Source organism: Enterococcus sp. AZ140 (genome assembly GCF_051714405.1).
GTDB lineage: Bacteria > Bacillota > Bacilli > Lactobacillales > Enterococcaceae > Enterococcus_B > Enterococcus_B pernyi.
In genome coordinates this window covers 1,565,418-1,587,367 of sequence record NZ_JBIORU010000001.1, presented here as the reverse complement: position 1 = coordinate 1,587,367, position 21,950 = coordinate 1,565,418, and the positions used below count along the sequence as shown (strand labels likewise).

Annotated in this window: 24 protein-coding genes; 14 read left to right on the top strand and 10 right to left on the bottom strand. The window is 36.4% G+C overall.

The features are described 5' to 3' along the window. Nucleotides 1–123: 123 nt before the first annotated feature. From IGJ39_RS07425 to IGJ39_RS07415, 3 genes are all read right to left on the bottom strand, one after another. A complete protein-coding gene (locus IGJ39_RS07425) occupies nt 124–288 on the bottom strand; it encodes a hypothetical protein (protein ID WP_438764389.1) in 165 nt (54 codons plus the stop codon). Nucleotides 289–678: 390 nt separating this feature from the next. Continuing rightward, nucleotides 679–828 (bottom strand): hypothetical protein, encoded by a 150-nt coding sequence (locus IGJ39_RS07420; RefSeq protein ID WP_010735353.1) that lies wholly within the window; start codon nt 826–828, stop codon nt 679–681. A 271-nt stretch (nt 829–1,099) separates the two neighbouring features. Further along, complete coding sequence (locus tag IGJ39_RS07415) at nt 1,100–1,858, bottom strand: hypothetical protein (RefSeq protein ID WP_430607334.1); 759 nt, start codon at nt 1,856–1,858, stop codon at nt 1,100–1,102. 419 nt (nt 1,859–2,277) lie between these two features. Between IGJ39_RS07415 and IGJ39_RS07410 the strand changes: the two genes are divergently transcribed. Together IGJ39_RS07410 and IGJ39_RS07405 are read left to right on the top strand one after the other, a co-directional pair. Next, nucleotides 2,278–2,754, top strand: a complete 477-nt coding sequence (locus IGJ39_RS07410; protein WP_066025064.1) for a flavodoxin family protein — start codon at nt 2,278–2,280, stop codon at nt 2,752–2,754. A 184-nt stretch (nt 2,755–2,938) separates the two neighbouring features. Continuing rightward, a complete protein-coding gene (locus IGJ39_RS07405; protein WP_010735357.1) occupies nt 2,939–3,139 on the top strand; it encodes a cold-shock protein in 201 nt (66 codons plus the stop codon). Nucleotides 3,140–3,261: 122 nt separating this feature from the next. On the opposite strand, the gene IGJ39_RS07400 is transcribed toward IGJ39_RS07405, so the two are convergent. The 5 genes from IGJ39_RS07400 to IGJ39_RS07380 all read right to left on the bottom strand — a co-directional run bounded on the left by IGJ39_RS07400 (nt 3,262) and on the right by IGJ39_RS07380 (nt 5,750). Continuing rightward, nucleotides 3,262–3,624, bottom strand: coding sequence for a TIGR02328 family protein (locus IGJ39_RS07400; protein WP_195339392.1), 363 nt, complete (start codon nt 3,622–3,624; stop codon nt 3,262–3,264). A 38-nt stretch (nt 3,625–3,662) separates the two neighbouring features. Beyond that, the gene (locus IGJ39_RS07395; protein WP_010735359.1) at nt 3,663–3,896 is read right to left on the bottom strand and encodes a helix-turn-helix domain-containing protein; all 234 of its coding nucleotides are present in this window, start codon (nt 3,894–3,896) and stop codon (nt 3,663–3,665) included. Nucleotides 3,897–3,933: 37 nt separating this feature from the next. After that, nucleotides 3,934–4,194, bottom strand: a complete 261-nt coding sequence (locus IGJ39_RS07390) for a hypothetical protein (protein ID WP_195339391.1) — start codon at nt 4,192–4,194, stop codon at nt 3,934–3,936. 238 nt (nt 4,195–4,432) lie between these two features. Then, nucleotides 4,433–4,924 (bottom strand): isochorismatase family cysteine hydrolase, encoded by a 492-nt coding sequence (locus tag IGJ39_RS07385; RefSeq protein WP_065096357.1) that lies wholly within the window; start codon nt 4,922–4,924, stop codon nt 4,433–4,435. Between the two features lie 13 nt (nt 4,925–4,937). After that, the gene (locus IGJ39_RS07380; protein WP_195273091.1) at nt 4,938–5,750 is read right to left on the bottom strand and encodes a Cof-type HAD-IIB family hydrolase; all 813 of its coding nucleotides are present in this window, start codon (nt 5,748–5,750) and stop codon (nt 4,938–4,940) included. 325 nt (nt 5,751–6,075) lie between these two features. Between IGJ39_RS07380 and IGJ39_RS07375 the strand changes: the two genes are divergently transcribed. From IGJ39_RS07375 to IGJ39_RS07325, 11 genes are all read left to right on the top strand, one after another. Further along, nucleotides 6,076–6,933: a glycosyltransferase family 8 protein gene (locus tag IGJ39_RS07375; RefSeq protein WP_195339389.1), complete on the top strand. Its 858-nt coding sequence runs from the start codon at nt 6,076–6,078 to the stop codon at nt 6,931–6,933. Next, the gene (locus IGJ39_RS07370; RefSeq protein WP_010735364.1) at nt 6,926–7,828 is read left to right on the top strand and encodes a glycosyltransferase family 8 protein; all 903 of its coding nucleotides are present in this window, start codon (nt 6,926–6,928) and stop codon (nt 7,826–7,828) included. Before IGJ39_RS07375 ends, IGJ39_RS07370 begins: the two co-directional genes overlap by 8 nt. 45 nt (nt 7,829–7,873) lie before the next feature. Further along, complete coding sequence (locus IGJ39_RS07365) at nt 7,874–8,224, top strand: iron-sulfur cluster biosynthesis family protein (protein ID WP_195339388.1); 351 nt, start codon at nt 7,874–7,876, stop codon at nt 8,222–8,224. Nucleotides 8,225–8,250: 26 nt separating this feature from the next. Continuing rightward, a complete protein-coding gene (locus IGJ39_RS07360; RefSeq protein WP_438764385.1) occupies nt 8,251–9,192 on the top strand; it encodes a magnesium transporter CorA family protein in 942 nt (313 codons plus the stop codon). 64 nt (nt 9,193–9,256) lie between these two features. Further along, complete coding sequence (locus tag IGJ39_RS07355) at nt 9,257–10,150, top strand: SDR family oxidoreductase (protein ID WP_023519734.1); 894 nt, start codon at nt 9,257–9,259, stop codon at nt 10,148–10,150. Nucleotides 10,151–10,180: 30 nt separating this feature from the next. After that, complete coding sequence (gene amaP, locus IGJ39_RS07350; RefSeq protein ID WP_010735368.1) at nt 10,181–10,744, top strand: alkaline shock response membrane anchor protein AmaP; 564 nt, start codon at nt 10,181–10,183, stop codon at nt 10,742–10,744. Nucleotides 10,745–10,756: 12 nt separating this feature from the next. Then, nucleotides 10,757–10,945, top strand: coding sequence for a DUF2273 domain-containing protein (locus tag IGJ39_RS07345; protein WP_010735369.1), 189 nt, complete (start codon nt 10,757–10,759; stop codon nt 10,943–10,945). 11 nt (nt 10,946–10,956) lie between these two features. Continuing rightward, entirely contained in the window at nt 10,957–11,727 is a 771-nt protein-coding gene (locus tag IGJ39_RS07340) for an Asp23/Gls24 family envelope stress response protein (protein ID WP_195339387.1), read from the top strand. 87 nt (nt 11,728–11,814) lie between these two features. Further along, on the top strand, nt 11,815–12,057 hold the full coding sequence (locus IGJ39_RS07335) for a GlsB/YeaQ/YmgE family stress response membrane protein (RefSeq protein WP_010735371.1): 243 nt from the start codon (nt 11,815–11,817) through the stop codon (nt 12,055–12,057). 478 nt (nt 12,058–12,535) lie between these two features. Continuing rightward, the gene (locus IGJ39_RS07330; RefSeq protein WP_430608464.1) at nt 12,536–17,719 is read left to right on the top strand and encodes a putative mucin/carbohydrate-binding domain-containing protein; all 5,184 of its coding nucleotides are present in this window, start codon (nt 12,536–12,538) and stop codon (nt 17,717–17,719) included. 152 nt (nt 17,720–17,871) lie between these two features. Beyond that, nucleotides 17,872–19,308: a helix-turn-helix domain-containing protein gene (locus tag IGJ39_RS07325; RefSeq protein WP_066025055.1), complete on the top strand. Its 1,437-nt coding sequence runs from the start codon at nt 17,872–17,874 to the stop codon at nt 19,306–19,308. A gap of 73 nt (nt 19,309–19,381) precedes the next feature. Here IGJ39_RS07325 and IGJ39_RS07320 read toward each other — a convergent pair whose 3' ends face one another. After that, nucleotides 19,382–19,597 carry a helix-turn-helix domain-containing protein gene (locus tag IGJ39_RS07320; protein WP_010735376.1) on the bottom strand — a complete coding sequence of 72 codons (216 nt, stop codon included), beginning with the start codon at nt 19,595–19,597 and terminating at the stop codon, nt 19,382–19,384. An 8-nt stretch (nt 19,598–19,605) separates the two neighbouring features. Continuing rightward, entirely contained in the window at nt 19,606–20,079 is a 474-nt protein-coding gene (locus IGJ39_RS07315; protein WP_066025054.1) for a DUF2975 domain-containing protein, read from the bottom strand. A gap of 587 nt (nt 20,080–20,666) precedes the next feature. Between IGJ39_RS07315 and IGJ39_RS07310 the strand changes: the two genes are divergently transcribed. Next, complete coding sequence (locus IGJ39_RS07310) at nt 20,667–21,950, top strand: sensor histidine kinase (RefSeq protein WP_066025053.1); 1,284 nt, start codon at nt 20,667–20,669, stop codon at nt 21,948–21,950.

Below are 21,950 nucleotides of genomic sequence, written 5' to 3'. Positions count from 1 at the left end.
TCCACATCATTATAAATAAGCGTCACCCTTTTCGAAATCATGAAAATGATTTTCGAGGGTGGCGCTTATTTAGCAATGCATTTCTAATGAAGGTTTCGTTGCCTTTATATAATCAAAAGAGTTTTACTTATTAAGGTTTGAGCGTCGCTTTTTTTCAAAGAACGTCAATCCCGCAATAATTAATACTACAACAAAGTACGTTGTCCAAGTAATCACATTAAAAAGTAATAAAGCTAGTCCAATGATCAAACATAATAGTAAAGTCCATACGGTTAGATTCTTTTCCATATCCTAATGAAAACATCGAAGCGTCAATTTCTCGTGTTACATAAAGAATGAGCTATCGCTGTTTTCACTTCCAAACCTCCTTTTAAACGGCTTATAAAGACAAAAATATTTTCATCTTGAAAAAGAAATTTTAGCACAAAGTAAAAAAGATTGTAAGGATTAGTTGAAGATTAGTGCAAATCAGGTACTTATTCAAATTGTTAAAAATAGGATCAAATAATTGAAAAAGAGAATATTCCTAAGAACAAGCTAGAATCATTTGATCGTCATATGTAAAAATAAGTGAAGAGTTTCATCACGCATATAAAATTTAAGACACCTACTTTGACCTTTCAAGTAGGTGTCTTATTGTGAACTAGAGTTGCAATCGTCCATTCGAGGTTTTCACTCCTATGCGGATTTTTTAAGTTCTTGCACTGCTTGTTCGATCGTTACACCAGTCGCTACACGATTGCTATCTTCTTTGTCGAATACAACGAAAAGATTTAAATCGGTATTAAGAGTGACACGATATTGTAATTCTTTGTTATAGAATGTCATAGCCATTCTCCTTTCTTATTGTTCTGTTGAAAGGCAACGATACGTTGATAACGAAATTCCATAACTATTATAGCACAGATAGGTGAATTGAATCAACTGTATTTTTATTAAATAATAATGATTATTATTTGAAGGGGGTCATTGACACAAAAAAATTGGATTACATAAGTGAAAAGGAGGGATAAGAAGATGTAGACTAGATTATGAAATTGATAAGAAAAAAGCAGTATACGAGATCAGAGCGATCATTTCGTATACTGCATCAATTATTTTAGTAACATTTTTCGCAAGGGGTCAATCCGCGTGCCAATGCTTCACTCATTGTCGCAGGATAGTAATTACCGTTACCACACTTATGCGTATGGTACTTTGCTCCAGTTCTGGTAACTAAGACTTGTGCTTCATTTGCTTGTGCCTGTTGCGCTTGAGCTGCGGCTGCTTGTTCTTGTGCCACGCGCTGGGCTTCTGCTTGTTCAGCAGCCACACGAGCTTCTTCAGCGATACGCGCTTGTTCCGCTGCCTGTGCTTGTGCTGCCTGTTCTGCTTCGAGACGAGCTTGTTCTTCCTGAGCTTTCTTTTCCGCTTCAAGTCTTGCTTGTTCTTCTTGCGCTTTCTTTTCTGCTTCACGTTTTGCTTGTTCTTCTTGCGCTTTCTTTTCTGCTTCACGTTTTGCTTGTTCTTCTTGCGCTTTCTTTTCTACTTCACGTTTCGCTTGTTCTTCTTGTGCTTTTTTCTCAGCTGCTAATTGTTCTTCTTTCTTTTTCTCTTCTAATTCTTTCTTTTCCGCCGCTTCTCGTTGGGCTTTTTCTTCACTGGATGTTGAAGTTGTTTCCGAAGTAGCGGTATCTGCTTTTGACGCTTGATTGGTACCAGATCCGCAAGCGCTACTGATCAGTAGTAAACCGAATAAAGCACTAAATAAAATGAGATGGCGTTGCCAAGCTTTTCCATTTCTTTTACTTGATCGACTAAATAGATGTAGACCAAGCATCAAACTGATTAATCCTAACAATAACAACAATAAATTCATTTTTTCCTCCTGTTTCTACGAAAAATAGATCGCTTTCATACAAAGCTCCCCCTAATAAAAGCGATTGGTTTTATTTACGGTGATTGACCGTATTCTCTATGTCGGAATCGAACCGACGAAAGCCAGTTAGAGAGTGTAGATAAATCAAAAAAGAATAGTGGTAGAAGAAAGCACAACGTTATAATTATATAAAGAAATAATAACAAACAAACTTTATTTTATCATTAAGATGAACATAATAACAGAGAGTTTTAATGGATGATGATTTTTTTAATATTTGTTTTTTTAATGTAAAAAATGTTATATTTGATGAAGAAAAGTATCGATTTGATATCATAATCGTTCGAATATAAAAATTAACCAAGAGTTCACATGAAAAAGAGAGTCAGGATGAAAAACTGGATAGAGGAGGAGTTAATATGCGCATTTTGTTTATTAATGCAAGCCCGAACAAAGAGGGGATGACCGTTAGATGGGGAGAAAAAATCTTAAAGGATATCGACTATACGGTCCTGCATTTAGTTGATTATTCGATCAATCAGTTAGGACAGATGACCGAAAAGGATGAATTTGACAAAGTCATGGGAGTAATCAAACAAGCTGACGTCTTGGTGATTGGTACGCCCATCTACTGGTGGGATGTGACCGGTTTGTTAAAAACATTTATTGATCGCTGGACGGATCTATTTGAGTATGGGTTAGAGACACCAGATGCTCCCTTGTATCAAAAATCGGTTTTCTGGTTTATTCAAGGATCTGCGCCAGATGAAGCTATCAGCGGAATTAGACGAATGCTGTCTAATGTGAGTGACCGGTTTTTGATGCAGAAGTTAGGAATGATTTATCAGAAGAAAGACATTGCTTCATCTAATGAACAAATCAAACAAATGAGATGAATAGAGAAATTGAAAGTACCGAGGGTTTATAGTTGTGTTTTCTAAAAGGGCATGCTATAGTATAAAAGTAATCTATTTTGAAACGTAATTTGAGCTATAAGTTAAACATTATAAGACTCCTTTTGCCTATCAAATATTTATTGCACTATAAACGTACGTTGATACGTATCAGGAGGAAATATACATGAATAACGGTACAGTAAAATGGTTTAACGCAGACAAAGGTTTTGGATTTATCACTGGTGAAGATGGAAATGACGTATTCGCTCATTTTTCAGCTATCCAAGGTGACGGTTTCAAAACATTAGACGAAGGTCAAGCTGTGACTTTTGATGTTGAAGATGGACAACGTGGCCCTCAAGCAATCAACATCGTTAAAGCATAATCAAACGATTGATATCTGACTGCTCTTTCTTATGAAAGAGCAGTTTTTTTATGTCTAATTTCAATAAAAGCCTCTCGATTCAGCAATCGAGAGGTTTGATAGAGCAATGTATTATTGATTGTTTACAAAATGATCCCTTTCTGTTCTAAATTTGCCACACATTCGGCTAAGTAGATTTGATCATGTTCTGGATAAAGTGGTGAGGTCCATTCAATAGGGGAAAGGGTAGAATAAGGTGCACAAATTTTTCCACGATACAAGGGATCAAACCATTCCTCACCAGGTTTATAATTTTGTTTCTTCATTTCTTCCATTACTAACAAATGATACTGAAATAATTTGTAAGGCGAATGTGTAAAAACGTAATCGACAGTCGCATGTTTTCGTCCCCAACCATTGCCTCTCAGAGCACAACATTCGCGATGTTGTCCTAATAATTGTTGGCGCGGAAGTGATTGCAAGAGGCTTTGATGCCATAAGCGCATATAATATTTCCTTCTTTCTAAAACAGTGAATTAAGTGTTTAGGATGCTTCCGTTCGACCAATCAAATAATCGATGGTCGTGTCGTAAAAATCTGCGATAAAGATCAATTCGATGATACTAGGTATATTTTTTCCATCTTCATAGTTTTTATATGTCTCAATCGGTAAGTTCACTTTTTCAGCAACCTGTGGTGTAGTTAAATGCTTCTTATCTTTGAGGAAGTTTAAACGGCAATGCAGTGTATCCAGTAAAATCGCTTCTTCAATCGTCATTTTACCTCACCTTTCTCTAAATAATTATCTATGAGAGTTAACGTTTATTTTTTCTGTTTAGATAAAATAAATACCCAATGACAAAGAGTATGGAGAGAATGAACCCAACTAAATTAAATGTGAAGATCTGGAAGGGTTCGAAAAACTGATAATTTAATACTTTGTACATAAAATAGATCGCAGGCAAACTACTTAAAGCGATTTTTTTTCGTTCTTTCGTCCATTTGATAAACGAAAAAACGATCGGTACAAATATAAAAACAGGAAAAATAAAAGCAAGTCGGCTCAATTCCAGCATAATAAATAAACTCCCATAGCTATATTTTATTCGTGCATAAATTGTATTTTGAGTTATTCTATTTGAGAATATACTAGATTTATATTCACTAGATAAAAGATAGCATGTTATGCGATTCTGAACAAATATTTCGATAAAAAACATGATTCTTCTGTAGACGTATAATTTGAAAAAAACATAAAAAAAGGTGGAACTTTCATTCCGCCTTTTTTTATGTTTTTAGATTGGTTTCGACCATTTACTCTTTGACATAGACATTAAAGTCTTTTAGAAGTTTAAGTGCTTGTGGCTCGTGAACACGACTGCTGACTAGTGACGAATCAATGATAAAGTCAGCTTCTGGAAAGGCGCTTTGTAAAGCGATCGTGTTGGATAAGACACACAAATTAGTTTCGATCCCAACCACTTCAATCGTTTTCTGTTCTTCTTTACGTTCAAAAAGGGAATGCTTGATCTCTGTTAAGGTTTCTGGCGGCAGAGTAAAGTAATATTTTTTGATTTCCCGCTCATTTGGTAGAGGAGAGAGCGTGGGAATGATTTTAAGATCTTCACTTTCTGCCTCATCTTTCCGTTCGATAGGGATATCACGAGTGAATAGTACGTATTCATTCGCTGCACGTGCTTGGTTTAAACGTGTATTTACTCGCTCAACTAATGCTTCAGCATCTTCTATATAAAATTCACTAGTTGGATCTAAAATATGATTTTGCATATCGATAACGACTAACATCTATCATCTCTCCTTATAAAAAGTGATCATTCAAAAAGTTTGCAACACCGGCTTCATCATTGGTTTCTGTCACCTCATCTGCTAGATCCTTCACATGTTCTTGCGCATTGCCCATAGCCACGCTTAATCCGCTGAACTCAAGCATTGCCAAATCATTTTCTTGATCACCAAACGCCATGACGTCTTCTGAAGATAACCCTAAGTACTCAGTTAGAAATAAGAGTGAGTGGGCCTTTGTAATATTTTTAGGAGTGATTTCTAGGAAATGTGGGTCTGAAAAAACAGAATCAATTCCTTCTTTCTTCAACTCTGCTTGGATTTTTTGTAGTTTTTCCTCATTTTTATCCGTCAGAGCTAATTTCAAATAGCTTAAGGAAGGATCGTCCAACTGTTTTGTGATCTCATCAAAGGAATGATTTTGCAAGTTGAAGTGTTGATAATAAGGATCGTCTTTTACTAAGGCAGTTTCATCAAAAGTGATTTGATCATCTTGTGTTTCTCGGCTGGCGATGATCGATATTTTTGCTTCTTTTGCTAAATAAAAGGCCTTTTTAAGTATAGGTACTTCGATTTTTGAGCGTCTTAATACATGATCGATCTTGCCATCTTTCATTTCGGAAATCAATGCACCGTTAGAAGAAATCAAATAGCCGCTGACGCCTAATTGTGCAAAGACATCCTTGGCAGAAATACTATTTCTTCCTGTTGCAATCGTTACGATTCCTCCATTAGAGGAGAAAGCTTTTAATGCGCGAATATTTTCTTGTGGGACAACTCCTTGGGAATCAAGCAAGGTCCCGTCTAGATCAATAGCTGCTAATTTCATCTTTTTACGCTCCCTTAGTCTTTTTTCTTTCACCAATAGCTTAAATGAGAAACTTCTAAAATAAAAATAAAATGCTTTAACTCTTTGAATTTTTTCAAAAAAGATTTTTCATAAATGGAGAAAAGGATATTAGTAAGGAATTGGTTAAGACCGCTGTATAAAAAAGCATAACAATCTTAATGTTTTCGTTTTCATTTTCATAAAAAAGGGCAAATTTTGGGTAATATTCATAAAAAACAAAGCATATCTTTTGCTTTCAGGAAAAAGTAGGCATATTGTAGATGTAGAACAGGTTAGAAAAAGATTAAAAAAAGGAGTGATTTTGATGGAGATTAAGTATGGGACTGTACCGGTTGTGACTGCTTCAGATGAAAATTATGCTCCTTATCTAAGCGTAATGATTGCAACGGCACTGGAAAATGCGAATAAGATGAGACATATATATTTTTACGTGATTGATGATGGCCTATCAGAATATAGTAAAGAAGGATTGCGTCAGACAGTTGCACAACACTCAGAACATGCAAGCATCCAATTTTTGACAGTGGAGAAAGATGTATATGAAGATTTCTTAGTCAGTGACCACATTACAACAACGGCGTATTTAAGAATTTCTCTACCTAAGATCTTAGCAAAATACAATTATAAAAAAGTGTTGTATCTAGATGCAGACGTTTTAGTGTTAGATGATATCGTTGCATTATATGACGAATCATTGAATGGTAAAACAATTGGGGCAGTAATTGATCCAGGCCAAACGAAAGCGTTGAAGCGCCTAGGGATCGATTCAGAAGAATATTATTTTAACTCAGGTGTCATGGTGATCGATATTGATCAATGGAATGAAAAAGACGTTACAGATAAAACGATCCAATTCCTAAAAGAAAATGGTGAACAGATTATCTATCATGACCAAGACGCATTGAATGGTGTCTTATATGGAGATTGGGAACAACTTCATCCAAAATGGAACATGCAATGTTCATTGATTTTTGAACGCCATCCAGCTCCAGATAAGAAATATGAAGAGTTATATAAGAGTGGGAACGAAGCTCCTTCAATCGTTCATTTCACAGGGCATGATAAACCTTGGAATACATTGGAGGATCATCCTTATACACAAATCTATCTAAAAAATCTAGCGCATAGCGTATTAATGAAAGTAGGCGAGGTAAATGAATAGAAGAAAAGAAGTAGCAGTTGTCTCTAGTTGTAATACAAAATTTGTGCCTCATCTAGCAGCACTGTTTGTGTCGATTTTAGAAAATAGTGACCCGAAAGTGTTTGTACGTTTCTACGTGATTGATGATGATATTGAATTAGAAAGTAAAAATCTTTTACGTTACTCAGTGAAAAATTCACGAATGAATACAGATGTTGAATTTTTGAAAATCAACAAAAAATTCTTCAAAAACTTAGTGACAAGTGATCGTATCCCTGAAACAGCATACTATCGTATTGCGATCCCTGAGTTATTTAGAGGGAAAAATGTCGAACGTATCCTTTATATGGACTGTGACATGATCGCGTTGAATGATATCAGTAAACTATGGGATCTAGAGTTTAATGGCGCAGTGATGGCAGCAGTTGAAGATGCTGGTTTCCACCAACGTCTTGAAAAAATGGAGATTGAAGCAGATTCAATGCGTTACTTTAACTCCGGCTTGATGCTGATCAATGTTGAAAAATGGTTAGAACAAAACATCACGAAAAACGTTCTAAAATTCATCGAAGAAAACCCAGAAAAACTTCGATTCCATGACCAAGATGCTTTGAATGCTATCTTACACGATCGTTGGATTGCTTTGCATCCGAAATGGAATGCACAAGGTTACATCATGGCGAAAGCAAAACAACATCCAACGGCTCAAGGAGAAAAAGAGTACGAAGAAGCACGTCGTAAGCCTTATATCATCCATTACTCTGGGCATATCAAACCATGGAGTGAAGAGTTTAAAGGTGCTAGTAAAAAATACTATGAAAAGTATGCAAATATGACTGCTTTTCGTTGTGTTAAATCATTCCCTAAATATCCATTGTACGCTCGTGTTCAACGAAATACTGAATTGAGTCATTGATCGACAATAGAAAAAACTTACTATTATATAGAGGAGATGATCGATATGGAAATTACGCTGACAAGAAATGCGATGGACATCTTAAAGGAAAAAGCAGGCGAACAATCAAAATTAGCGCTTGCATTGATCAATAGTAAAGATCCTTTCCTTAGAGACAAAGGAGCGTGTGCGAAAGGTAGCTTTTTCCAAATTATCCCTTTTGTTACTGAGTTTGGACTATACGTCACAAAAATCAAACATCCTTCGCTAGAAATCTATACATCACAAAGTGAACAATGCTATTTAGGCAAACATTTGACGATGGATTATGATCATGTATTAAATAGTTTCTCATTGGAAAATGAGATTGCTGTACTAGATCATAACATCAAACTAACTAATTGTTTCTTTAGCTGAGTGCACACTAGAAAGGACGATTCACCATGCTGGAATATTACTTGATTGATGAAAACAAGAAAGTAATAGCCGCAGATGAAGAACATTTTAATTGGCTTGTTATTGATACGAGCGATACTGAGGAAATCGAACAGGTTACTCGAACCTATCAACTCCCTGAAGATATATTTGTCGGTATGACTTATCCAGAAGAGGTCTCCCGCTTAGAACATCTATCAGGAACAAGTTTGAACAACCCGATTTCCTTAGTACTGCTCAACCTTTCAAGTGAAAAAGAAAAAATCGAACGTCGTCTGACACCATTATCTTTCGTCATATCAAATGACTTATTGATTACTTGTCGAGACGAAAAAACCAATTTTATCGATCGGCTGATTGAACATCATGGTAATAAAATCGATTCTTTCGAAAAAGTGATTGTTTATGCGGCATTAGATATTTATACCCATTTTGTCAAAGAACTTCTTGAAATGAAAACGCGTATTGATTCGCTAGATCAAGAAGCACGAAAAACGACAGAAAATGAAGAGTTGTACAAGCAGGCTGATTTAGAAAGAGATATTGTTTACATCGATCATACGTTGCGGGATCAAAAAGAGACAATGGACCTCCTCTGGGAGACTCCTGAATTCAAAGAACGTGTCAATGATGAACAGTTGCTTTATGACGTTCGTTTGAGACAACGTCAAACGGAGAAGATGATTTTGATTTATCGCGATCTGTTAGAAAGTATCGGTGATCTGTTCAACGGAATGATGGACAATAATCTGAATCATCTGATGAAATACTTGGATTCGACCGCATTGATCATTTCTGTGCCTGCGATGATCGCAGGTATTTGGGGAATGAACACAGGCGGTTTACCAGGAGAAGATTCAGCAACTGGGTTCCTCTTAGTATTAGGGGGCTCAATCGTTGCTGCTGCTGCTTTAGGGTATCACTTATTTAGAAAAGATTACACAAAATAACCAATATGGGCTAATACGCCCAAATTTATAACGTCAGTTATGACTAAAAACTAGGAGGATCAACATGACAGAACCAAATTTAATCGACCCAAGAAAACTATATCACACAGAAGAATTTCCAAAACAGGATCAAGAAACTCCGGCTTTGCAAAAGGATATGAAACCTGTACCTGATTGTGGAGAAGAAAGCTATAAAGGCACAGAGCAATTAGCAAATCGCCGTGTCTTGATCACAGGTGCAGACTCTGGTATTGGACGTGCCGCAGCCATTGCCTTTGCACGAGAAGGTGCAGATGTAGCCATTCAATTTTTCCCAGGTGAAGAAGAAGACGCGCAACAAGTGGCCCATTATATCGAAGAAGCTGGACGTAAAGCATTACTATTACCTTATGATTTGCGTGATGAAGCTGCACCAAAAGAAATCATCCAAAAAACAGTGGATGCTTTTGGTGGATTAGACACACTTGTTCTTAATGCGGCGCAACAAATTTCGTCCCCTTCAATTGCAGAAATCCCATTGGAACAAGTAAAAGATACTTTTGCTGTAAATATCATCGCAATGTTTGCACTTGTGAAAGAAGCAATTCCACATATTCCAGCAGGAGGAGCAATCCTTACAACGACTTCAGTCCAAGCATTCAATCCAAGTGAACACTTGTTAGATTATGCAGCGACTAAAGCTTCGATTGCAAACTTCACCATTGGTTTAGCAAAACAATTAGCACCAAAAGGAATTCGTGTCAACGGCGTAGCACCAGGACCAATTTGGACACCATTACAACTAGATGCAGGTCAACCAAAAGAAGATCTACCTGAGTTTGGTCAACAAGCATTGTTGGAACGTGCAGGACAACCAGCTGAGTTAGCGCCTGTTTATGTCTTTCTTGCATCCAACAAAGCAAGCTATGTCACAGCACAGATTTACGGTATCACTGGTGGAGAAGCCATTAATCTATAATCAGTGACAAGAAGCTAGGAGGTCGAGACAATGAACAAAGGAGCCAAAACGATAGGAGCGATCTTACTGATCCTTCTGCTGTCTGTTTTAATATTTGCAATGTTGCTAAGCTCAGTTTATCCATTGCCGTTTAAGTTAGAAGAATTTCGCTTTTTATCATTAACTAACTTTTACGTACAACAATATGTCTTTTGGGTAACCGCAGCTTTTGCTGTGTTGACACTTATATTGATTCTAGTCTTATTATTCTACCCAAAAACTTACCGTTCATTCTTACTAAAAAAAGGTGATGGCGAGTTAACATTAGACAAAAAAGCAATCGAAGGAATGGTTCGTTCACGATTGACGAAAGAAGAGTTTGTTTCTTCCCCAAAAGTAACGATCAAAGCAACAAAAAATAAAATTGACGTAAAAGTAAAAGGCGAGTTGAAACGTACGTCATCATTAATCGGTAAAACAGGAGCACTGATGACAGACATTGAGCGTGATGTAAAACAAATCATCGGTACAGATGAACCAGTGAATGTCCTGATCAATTATACCGGTTTTGACTCACCACAATCAAAAAGAGTCGAACACTCACGAGTACAGTAAGGGGGAGAGAAAATGAACGAGATCTTTTCGACATACAAGCTCCCAATTATTTGTGGCGCGCTTGGATTGATATTAGCTATTTTACTAGTAGCCGTCGGATTTTTTAAAACATTGCTGATCGTGATTATGGTTGCGCTTGGTGTAGCCATCGGCATGTATTTAAAAAGAACCGGAATTTTAGAACATTACTTTAAATCTTAGGAGGCTTTACCATGGAAAACAATCATTCAAATCAAAACGGAAATACACCGAAATCAGCACATCCAGATCCAACAACACCGAATCAAGCACAAGGGATCAAAGATGAAAAAAATAAAACTGCGCCAGTGTCTGCACATCCAGATCCAGTGGTGCCACATGTAGAAGAAAAAGTAGCGCATGATCAAAAAGAACACCACGATCATCCACATCATGAAGCGAAAACTCCTGGTGTGCATACGCCAACTCATGAGGCAAACAAACAGACAAATGAAGTGAAGGGCAGTGAAGAATCGATGAACGGTGAAGTAACTTATGATGACAAAGTCATTCAAAAAATTATTGCGATCGCATCAGAACGTATCGACGGACTATTGACAGTAGACGGAGGATTTTTCTCTAATGTAGCTGGAAAATTAGTCAATACGGACAACGAAACAGCTGGGATCGAAACAGAAGTAGGTAAGAAACAAGTTGCTGTTGATATGTCGATCGTCGTTGAATACGGCAAAGACATTGAAGATATCTTTAAACAAATGAAAGAGATCATCAGTGAAGAAGTAGCGAATATGACACACTTAGATGTCATCGAAGTGAATGTCAATGTAACAGATATCAAATCAAAAGAAGAATTTGAACAAGATCAAGTCACTGTCCAAGATAAAGTGACGGATGCTGCAAAAGCAACTGGAGAATTTGCGTCAGAACAAACAGACAAAGCAAAACATGCAGCAAGCAAAGGAACGGAAAAAGTAAAAGAAAATAACGAGCCAAGAGTACAATAAAATATCTTGGTGAGTCAAAACTTTTAATTAAAATAAATGAGATGTCGCATTGAAAAAATCGGCTAGACACTATAGGAGGAAATACAGATGGGTTTTATTTGGTCATTAATCGTAGGTGGAGTTATCGGAGCAATTGCAGGAGCAATCACAAACAAGGGATCTTCAATGGGGATCATTGCAAACGTCATTGCAGGACTTGTTGGTTCAGCAATCGGACAAGCAATATTAGGATCATGGGGACCAGTCATTGGTGGTATGGCAATCGTGCCTTCATTGATCGGTGCGATCATTTTAGTTTTGATCGTGTCATTCTTTGCGCGTAAATTATAAGAATAAAGAAGAAATTTGCGATAGATGCAAAAATTCTTTTACTTTGAAATAATCGGTAACATTCAATTATCTTGAATTTGATTGAAGGATCTTTACAAGTTGACTTGTTCAACGAAGTGAAGATCCTTCTTTTTTGTTGTCCTTTCGGCGTTTTTGCAAGTAGATGATTAATAAATTATTTTCTCACAAAAAATCTTCTTTCAATTACTCCCAATCAAAAGGGAAAAAATGACGTTACACAAGACGTTGATGACCGATAAACTTGAAGAAGTAAAGCTTTTCAATGCTTTTCTAAATGATTTGAAAAAGGAGTGAATAGTAAAAAGACGATTAAGAAACGCAAAATACATAACGTTTTTATAAAAGAGTCATTTGAATTACTACGAACATCCTTTAAAAAAAAAGAAACGACTATCGACAGAGAATGAACCAAACAAAAAAGTTTTTCTCTGATTGTTTGATAAAGGGAGGAAATAATTTGAGAACAAGAAGAAAACTGTTGAACAGTGCTTTGATCCTAAGTTTGACTTTAGGCAATCTCAATGGCACAGTTGTTCAGGCAGTAACGGTATTAAATAATTTAGGAATGACTCAAAACAGACCAGTCAGTAATAAGCAAAAAAAAGATGAAGCTAAAAGTGTCATAGAAAACACCAAAAATAGTAAAGAGGAAAATAAAAATTCCAGTAAAACATCAGATAGTGCTACGAAGAAAGAAGAAACGAATTCACGCTCTCTATCATCAGAAGAAGAAAAAGAAGAGCAAGAAAAAATTTTGGAACGATTGTTAAATCCTAGGTATGCGCTAGACATCCCAGATAGTATCCCAGTTGCTCCTACTATTAATGCGATTCGTTTAGGTCAGTTTTTAGTTGATGAGATGCAAAAAGGTATCGATGCACAATTTAATACAGAAAATGATAATTTAAGCGTTAACGACACCATGATATTTAGAAACGTGTCACCCATTTTTTATTATTCTCCTAGTGTCAATGTACCTGGGACAACTATAAATAATCTGAGCCCGTTAAGAGCGAATGGGGATTCTGCACCAAGAAGAGTTTTCAGGATCAACGCTATTTCACGTAGTGGAAATTGGCGAATGGAAATCACACCTACAGAAAGTTCTACAGCTCAAAATTTAGAAATTGGGGAAATAAATGTCGTATTCACTCGTTTAAGAGTGGCCCCTCCCCAAGAAGAAATATTTGAAATACCAAGTTTTTTATATTCTTATTATTGGTATATTGAACCTTGGAATGAAGGTTGGAGTACGGTGAGAATGGCAACGGAATTTAAATTTGATTTTTCAACTACCAACATCGGTGATTTGCAGGCTAATATTAAATCAGGTAGACATACTCTTGGATATCAGGACACCGTACCAGATCCTGAAAGTTATGTTGATGTACAAAATTCTCGTGGTGATGTCAGCTACCGATGGTTAACAGAACCAGATACAAACAAGATAGGTAAGCAACAAGTACAAGTAGAAGTAAGTGATCAAACAGGCAGATCTCCAGTAATCGTGACTTTCGATATAGAAGTCCTACCTTTGATTACTACAAAAGAAGATAAAATACAAGTTTATCAAAATGATCCAGTACCAGCTTTGAATGAACTTTTTGATGTCAATTATCAAGGTTCCTATCAATTGTCATGGATTACTCCAACGAGCACAGCGACGCCAGGTTCGTTTGTATGGCAAGCACGAGTTCGTACACAAGATGGCAGAGAAGCAACAGCTTCTGTGAATGCTGAAGTAATACCAGACCAAGGAATAATGATTGAGTTACATCCAATCAGAGCTATACAGCTAGGTAATACAAGTTCTTTATTGAATAATAATGCATTCAGAGATTTAATCAAATCGGCAACTTTTAGAGGAACACCACTAGATATCGATTCTCTTAGATTGGTTGCTTCAGAATCATCTGAGCCAGATTATCAAACAGTCGGTGAACATCAATTAAGATTAACTGTTGAAGGACAACGACCAGACGTGAACGTGAGAACCACAGGAACAATTGCAACGACTGTTAACGTGCGTTGGGATAACACTATTTTGATGAAATCGATCAACGGTCAATCAGCTGGGGCATTTTCATTATTATTAAGTAATACAGATTCTAATAATATTCCCCTAAGAATTACTAATGGCTTAGCAACAGACATGGACGCTTCTGTAGGAAGGTTAACTTCGCCTTTTTCTACATACTATTCGATCCAAATTATGCGTAATAACAATGTAATCTACAATCAAGAGATGTCGAATCGTACGACCCTACAACAAATCATCGATCAATTTGGAAATACGGATAATATTTTTAATGTTCAATTGGGCGATGTAATTCGTATCCATCATCCAGAGCGATCAGCCAATAGTTCAGTCTTGATGATGAATGAAGAAGAGCATGATTTTACCTATGGTACAGAATATGCATATTATGAAGTTACCTCTTCTGGATTTAGACCCGCTCCTGTTATGGAAGCGCAAGCCTCACAAAAGAATTTTGCATTAGGCGAAAACACATCCAACATTGATCCCGGCTCATTGATTGACAATGTGACGATCAATGGACGAAGAATCGATAACAGTCAGTACACAGTAGAATCACTAATTGATTTTGATACGAGTACGATCGGCACACGTAATATGCGTCTAAGATTAAAAATGAATGATGGTCTTGCCTCAAATGAAATGGAAGTAGAATACGGTGTGAATTGGGGCCAAACTTTTGTGTTAAGGGGACTAAATGAAGCAACAGTTGGTGCGTTTAGTTTGCTTAAGGAAGACGGACAATTGGCACTCCATGCTTCTCAAGGAGTAAATGGTACGAATCTCGCGAATCCAGTCAACAACCACTTTGGTCGTGATACCTATTATTCCATCGAGATCATGGGAGGAACTAGCTCGAATTATACATATGAAGTAGCCGGTAATTCCACGATCAGAGACGCAATCAATGGCTTCAATAATGGGCAACCACTACCAGTTGAAAAAGGGAATGTGATCAAGGTCTACCATGCAGATCCACAAGGTGCTTCGCAAGGGCGAAACTTGCTCATGCAAGACGAATTAGTTCGTGATTACACGATTGGTTCAAACTATGCCTATTACGAAGTGACAGATAATGGGTTAGAACCAATTATTACCGTAGCTGCAGAATCTTCACCACAAGAGTTTACTTTAGGGGATAGTACAGCAGGTATCAATGGAGCAAATCTGATCGATCATATCACAGTCAATGGGGTCGAATTAGCACCGAGTCAATATACAGTGACTCAATTAGAAGAATTTGATACCTCCACTGCTGGGAAGAAAGATCTACGCATCCAATTTGAAACAAGAGATGGGGTAGTTTCAAAAGAAATCACTGTCCCTTATGAAGTCAAGTGGGGAAATACGATTGTAATGCGTTCAGCGAATGGGGGAGCGGCAGGTGCGTTCTCATTAAGACCAGGAAGTAATAATTCAGTACGTCAGTTAACGATGTTCCCAGGGATTGATTCACCACTAGATGAGCAGTTAAGTCCGAATTCTTCCTTGTACTATTCAATGGAAATCATTCGTGGGGATCGAAGCATTTACTCTCAAGAGATGCCGGGACGAGCAACGTTGCAACAAGTGATGGATAATTTTGGAAATAATCGTGCAGTCACCGTTCAGTTTGGGGATGTCATCAAAATCTATCATCCGCAACGTTCAGAAGGAAGTTCAGTGTTATTCGTTAACGAGGAAGAAAAAGACTTCACTTATAATTCTTCTTATGCATACTATGAGGTAACCGCATACGGATTTGAACCAATGGCAGTGATGGATGCTCATACAGCAAACAAGGAACTTGTTTTAGCGCAAGATACAACCAACTTTGAATTGGAAGAATTATTAGATAGCGTGACGATCAATGGAGAACCTGTGGCAGAAGATACGTATACGATCGAGCGTTTATCTGATTTCGATACTACAACTATTGGTGAACGAGAAGTTCGTTTGAGAATGGCAATGAAAGATGGCTTGGCCTCCGTTGAATTGGAGATTCCTTATGAGGTGAAGTGGGGAAGTACGTTCTTACTGAAAGGTTTAGAAAATGCGACTGTTGGTGCATTCAGTATCATCGAACAAGACGGGGGATCAAAGATCCATGCGACACAAGGAGAACAAGAAACGATTTTAAACAATGCGGTGAATAATGTTTTTGGTCGTGATACGTATTATCGAATCGAAATTTTAGCTGATCCAGAGCAACCAGAAAGTCGCCTGTTTCCAGATAATATTAAATACAGCTATGAAGTGACAGGACACATGACGATCCGACAAGCAATTCAAGGTTTTAATAATGGGCAACCGTTAGAAGTTAATGAAGGGGATATTTTCAAAGTTTATCATGCGGAAACAGAAAATCGTAACTTATTGATGCGCGATAACTTGGTCAGAAACTTTACAGCAGGATCTAATTATGCCCATTACCGAATCCAAAATGGTGAGTTTGAACCAATCACTATGATCCATGCAGAAAAACAAAATCAAAGCTTAGTTTTAGGTGAAGATGCAAGTGAATTGGATGCAACAAAGCTGATCAATGAAGTTCGCTTTAACGGACACCAATTATCTAGTTCGTTATATAATGTGGAACAAATCGATGCGTTCGACACACAAACAGCTGGCCAAAAATCAGTGACTGTTCGCGTATCTACAGCAGATGGTGTCACCGCTACAGACATTCAAGTACCATATGAAGTCAAATGGGGCAGCACGATCCATTTGAAGAATCGCCAAAATGAGACAGTAGGTTCATTTGGTTTAGTGAAAAGTGGTCGTCAAATCGAAATCCAATCAATACAAGGATCTGATCGCACGATTTTAAATAATCGTGTGACACAAGTGGATGACAATAATGTGTATTATGGAATCGAGATCCTCGGTCAAGATGGACGATCGAAATATCAATATGAAGTTCGCGGCACACAAACGATCCAACAAGCAATCTCGCGTTTCAATAGCGGAAATGCCTTGCCAGTAGTTGAAGGAGATGTTGTAAAGGTCTTCCACCAAGATGCGAACAACAATATCTTGATGCATGAAGAACAAGAAAGAAACTTCACTTATGGAGGACAGTTTGCTGTTTATAATGTGACAGAATACGGGTTTGAGCCTACAGGGGAGTTAGATGTTAGAACACGAGTAGCTTCTATTGCGATTGGCACAGAAAGAGTCGATCCGAAATCTATGGTTGAAACAGTAAGAGTAAATGGTCGCGAAATTCCAGCCAATTCTTATACGGTTCAGTTACAAGAAGATTCGCAAATCGATACCTCTGCACTTGGAAGTAACAATATCGTTGGTTTAGATATCCAAGTCAATGAAGCACATGGTGGTTTTACAACAAGCGCTGAAGGAAGATACTCCGTGGTTGAACAAGGTGCAGAAGATACACCAGGTGCTAGTGAAGAGGGTGCTGGAAGTGAGACCGGTGAAAATGGAGAAGGTGGACAAGATGATGGAAGTGATCTTGAAGCAACAGGCAACTTGCCACAAACAAATGCCACTCGAAACACAGTTCTCTCAGTACTAGGAACTATGTTACTTGCCTTGGTTGGCGGTATCTTCTTCTGGAAAAAACGATCTACTGAAAAGTTGGAAGAAGAGTCCGATAAATAAAATAAAGACATTTTTTATCCACTTTTTTATTCATAGTAGAAAAAATAGTTTTTAGAGAAGAAAAAAGACCTCTAAAATTAAATATGGGAAACACTCAAAGGAGGGGAAACCCAAATTTGAGTGTTTTTTATTTGTTTGTGAGGTGAATAGAAATGTTGAAGATTTTGTCAAAAAAATTAAAAAGACAATTGAAGTTACTGGAATACTTATTTGAAGGCGATACCTATCGCTTTAACGACTTAGAAAATTTACTTGGTTGTTCAGCCAAAACGTTAAGAAATGACTTACTTGATATTCATTCTTATGCCAGCGATATCAAAATCCAAATGACTCGAGAAGAGGGAGTGAAAGCAACAATTCTACCTCATGTCACGGAAGATTATATCTATCAAGTGATCAAGCAAGAGTCGATTGAATATCGCTACTTGGAAGCTATTTTATTACATAAATTCAAGAATTATCTTGAATTAGCAGACTATTTATTTATTTCTGAAAGTACCTTGCGGCGAATCGTCGATAAAATCAATCCAATGTTACAGAGTTATGATCTGAAAGTACAAGCACTGATCAAACTTGTTGGAAATGATCAAGTCATTACTGAAATGACCGTTCAGTTCTTAATGGAAAAATATCATTATTTTGAAGATGCATTTCCTGCATCCTTTCGGTTGCTAGTGACTCAACTTGCGCAGGATTTTGTTGAAGAAAACAACTTGCAACAAGCACTGATTAGTTTGGAACCGCAAGAAGAAAAAATATTTCATTTTTGGATTGCTGCTCGGATACTATTGCTACAAAATGATAATGGGGTAGTTACGGTTAGTAGAAAACAAAAAAAATTCAAGTACGAAATACTATCAAATAAACGTTTGCGTTTACCAAAGACCAACGAATTGATTAATGAGCACTTGGCAAGTTTTATATTCGATCAACCACTTGTTTTCCAATTATTCGTCAGAGATTCTTTAAATCAAAAAAATCCAATTCTATTTGCAATTGATAGTTTTATCAAAGAAGTGGAAGAAAAATATGGAATTGTGTGCGAAGATAAAAAAAAGATCTTTCGTAAAGCAACTATTTTATTACAACAAAGCGCGGTACCTTTCTCTATAAGTTATCAAAAAAAATCACTTTTTTTTAAAAATAGTCACTCAGAAATGAATAAAATCCAGCTTCGATTATGGAATAAGTTAAAACATTGTGTACATACACATCATATCTTACTAAATGATTTCGAAGAATTTGCGACAACTATGTTTACAGAAATATTATTGTATTGGCCAGATTTAATAAAGAACTTCGAAGATAATAAGCAAGTTCGCGCGTTAGTCATCACCAACTCTACACTAAAATATGACGCCTATTTACTCAGTGAATTAGACCAACAATTGGGTAATCATTTTGAATTTGTTGCTAGAAATAATAAAACATTGTCCCAAGATTTAATCAATTATGAGAATTTTGATTGTATTATTTCAAATATTACGATTGATAAAACCTATAATATCCCTATATTCGGTATATCCGTCTTTCCAAAAGCAAGAGAGATACATAATCTGATCAACTTTTATCAAGAATTACTGGCTTGATAACGAATAAAAAAATGCAAGTCCTCCAAATCTTGAGATTATGGAACTTGCATTTTTATAACACCAAAACTATTTAGATTTCTTGATCTTTTTCAAAGACAAGAAGGTCTCCTGGCTGACAATTCAAAACTTCACAGATTTTATCTAATGTGGTGAAGCGAATCGCTTTCGCTTTTCCAGTTTTTAAAATTGAAAGATTAGCCATGGTAATACCAACTTTTTCACTTAGTTCTGTTACTGACATTTTCCGCTTTGCTAACATTACGTCTAAATTAACAATGATCGCCATCTCACACCTCACACGGTCAATTCGTCATTTTTCTTCAAACGAATTGCTTCTTCCAATATTTTGATCAAGACATTCATTAATACTAACCCCGCAAAAGGTAAGAAAACCAGTGCAAAACCTAATAGCATCAATCCAGGAGCATCATCCGCATCTGCCATTTGATAGAATTTTGGTAAAATACCAAAAGCACTGAGTGATATCAGAATCATTACTTTCCGGATATAGCTAACTAAACGGTGTGAATGATCTGAGAAGGTCTGGTCATTAGAGATGATTGTCAATAATTTAAAAATGATACCGCCAATGATGATACCAGATAGTAGAGTGGTGAAAATGACTAAAATCAATAGAGTGGTTTGCCAATCTAAGGGGGCATTTGATTCATTGGTCAGTAACTGAGTAGCGAACAACAGACCAAAAAGACCGAAAACAACACATATTCCGATAGTCGTTGTTTTTAAAAAGAGTGAATGTTTTTTCATTAATTTGACCTCCTAAAAAATGTATATATTGATATTCAACTATAATTTATCGTTTTTCGATAAATTGATGGTTGAACGATTGCCTTTTCCGAAGAAAAGGCAATCTAACGAAGCATTGGTGTTACTTAAAACCTCTAAAGAGGCGATTACTCTATATTAACTCTTTCTCATTTAAACAATGTATTCCCTAACCACTAATACATCCTTGTAACCCTTTAGTTACGCCAGTGGGATTAAATTTCATAAAAACAAATTAAGATGTCGTATAACATATGATTCGCAATATATCTATTATAGCACAACGAACAATGGATGTAAATAGACTATTAATTTCAGAAAAAATCCTTGGCTGTACCGAAAAAATGAAAAGTTCTACGCAGTTTATTAATCAACATGTAATCCAAATGACTAGTGAAATGTGCTACAATCTTTTTTGGTGAAAAGGATTAAAATTTTTTTGTTATCGAAAGGTACATAAAATGAAAAAATGAGGCTTTGTTTTAAGAAAAATAGGTTAATGAAGCAATACTTTGTTGTTTTTGGTTTGTTGTGTACGTGAGGACTTACTTAAATTAGGGGGACATTTTGTGAATTTAGACACGCTGGAAAGCTTGTTGATTGTCATCGTTCAAACGGCTTGCATCTTTTGGGTGACTAGCTATTTGGATACGCATTTAAAAAATCGGTATTACGTCATTTTGTCGATCATTGGAATCATTTGCTATATGGCACTTTATTTTGTGATCAATGTTTTTGCAACTGCAGTTTTATGGGCTAGTTTATGTGCCATAACTTATTACTTCCGGCGAAATATTTATATTGCGCTATTTATCCCTTCTGTCACATTCTGTTTATATATTTTTTCCGATTATATCATCAATTTTAGTTATACGATTCTTCATTTGGTTCTAAATATAAGATTAACTGTGATTTTAGGAACCCTTCTTTTTTTCTTCTTTGCATATATTTTCAAAACATGGTTATTAGAAAAGTGCTACAAAGATCTCTTGACGATGAAAATCAGCGGAATCATCGCAACAGCGACGATTTGTGTCTATTTTTGTCTAGTGGTCATAGAAAGATTTCCGAATTTGCGAATTTATTTGATCGATGCACATGAGCTATTCATGATATTGTATGGGCTATTGTCAGCGATTATTTGTTTTTCGTTTATTTTCATAAAAAGAACGGAATATGAAAATAGAGAGCAAAAACGTCAAATGAGTTACTTGATCGAATACAGTGAACAAGCTGAAAAAAATTATTTAGAGATTCTAAAATTTAAACACGATTACAAAAATATTCTAATTTCATTGGAAGAGTATATCGAAACTGAAGATTTAACAGGTCTAAAGGATTATTTTAGAAATAGTATCAAAGCGACAGGATCGATTTTTGACCAAGAAATTTTTAGGATGTCTTCGATTTCAAATATAAAAATTCGAGAAATCAAAAGTGTGATCATGAGTAAGTTATATATGGCACACCAGAAAGGAATCCATGTGAGCATTTCTGTGCCTGAAGTGGTCAATCATGTGGAAGTGTCTACGATGGTACTCGTAAGAATGCTGGGGATCATTTTGGACAATGCAATTGAAGCCTCAGAAGAACTTGAACATCCAGAAATTGAACTAGCAATCGTGGCAGACCATAATGACTGTACATTTATGTTGATCAATAACTGTCCACGTGATTTGCCTAAATTACATGATTTAAAGAAAGCAAGTTTTACGACAAAACCCGGTAATTCTGGGATAGGTTTGACAAATCTGGATGAGCTAGTCCAGTTGAATGCAAATGTATTTTTAGATACAAAGATCCAAGATGATAAGTTTATACAAATCATAACTATATGTGAGGTAGAGGGGTAA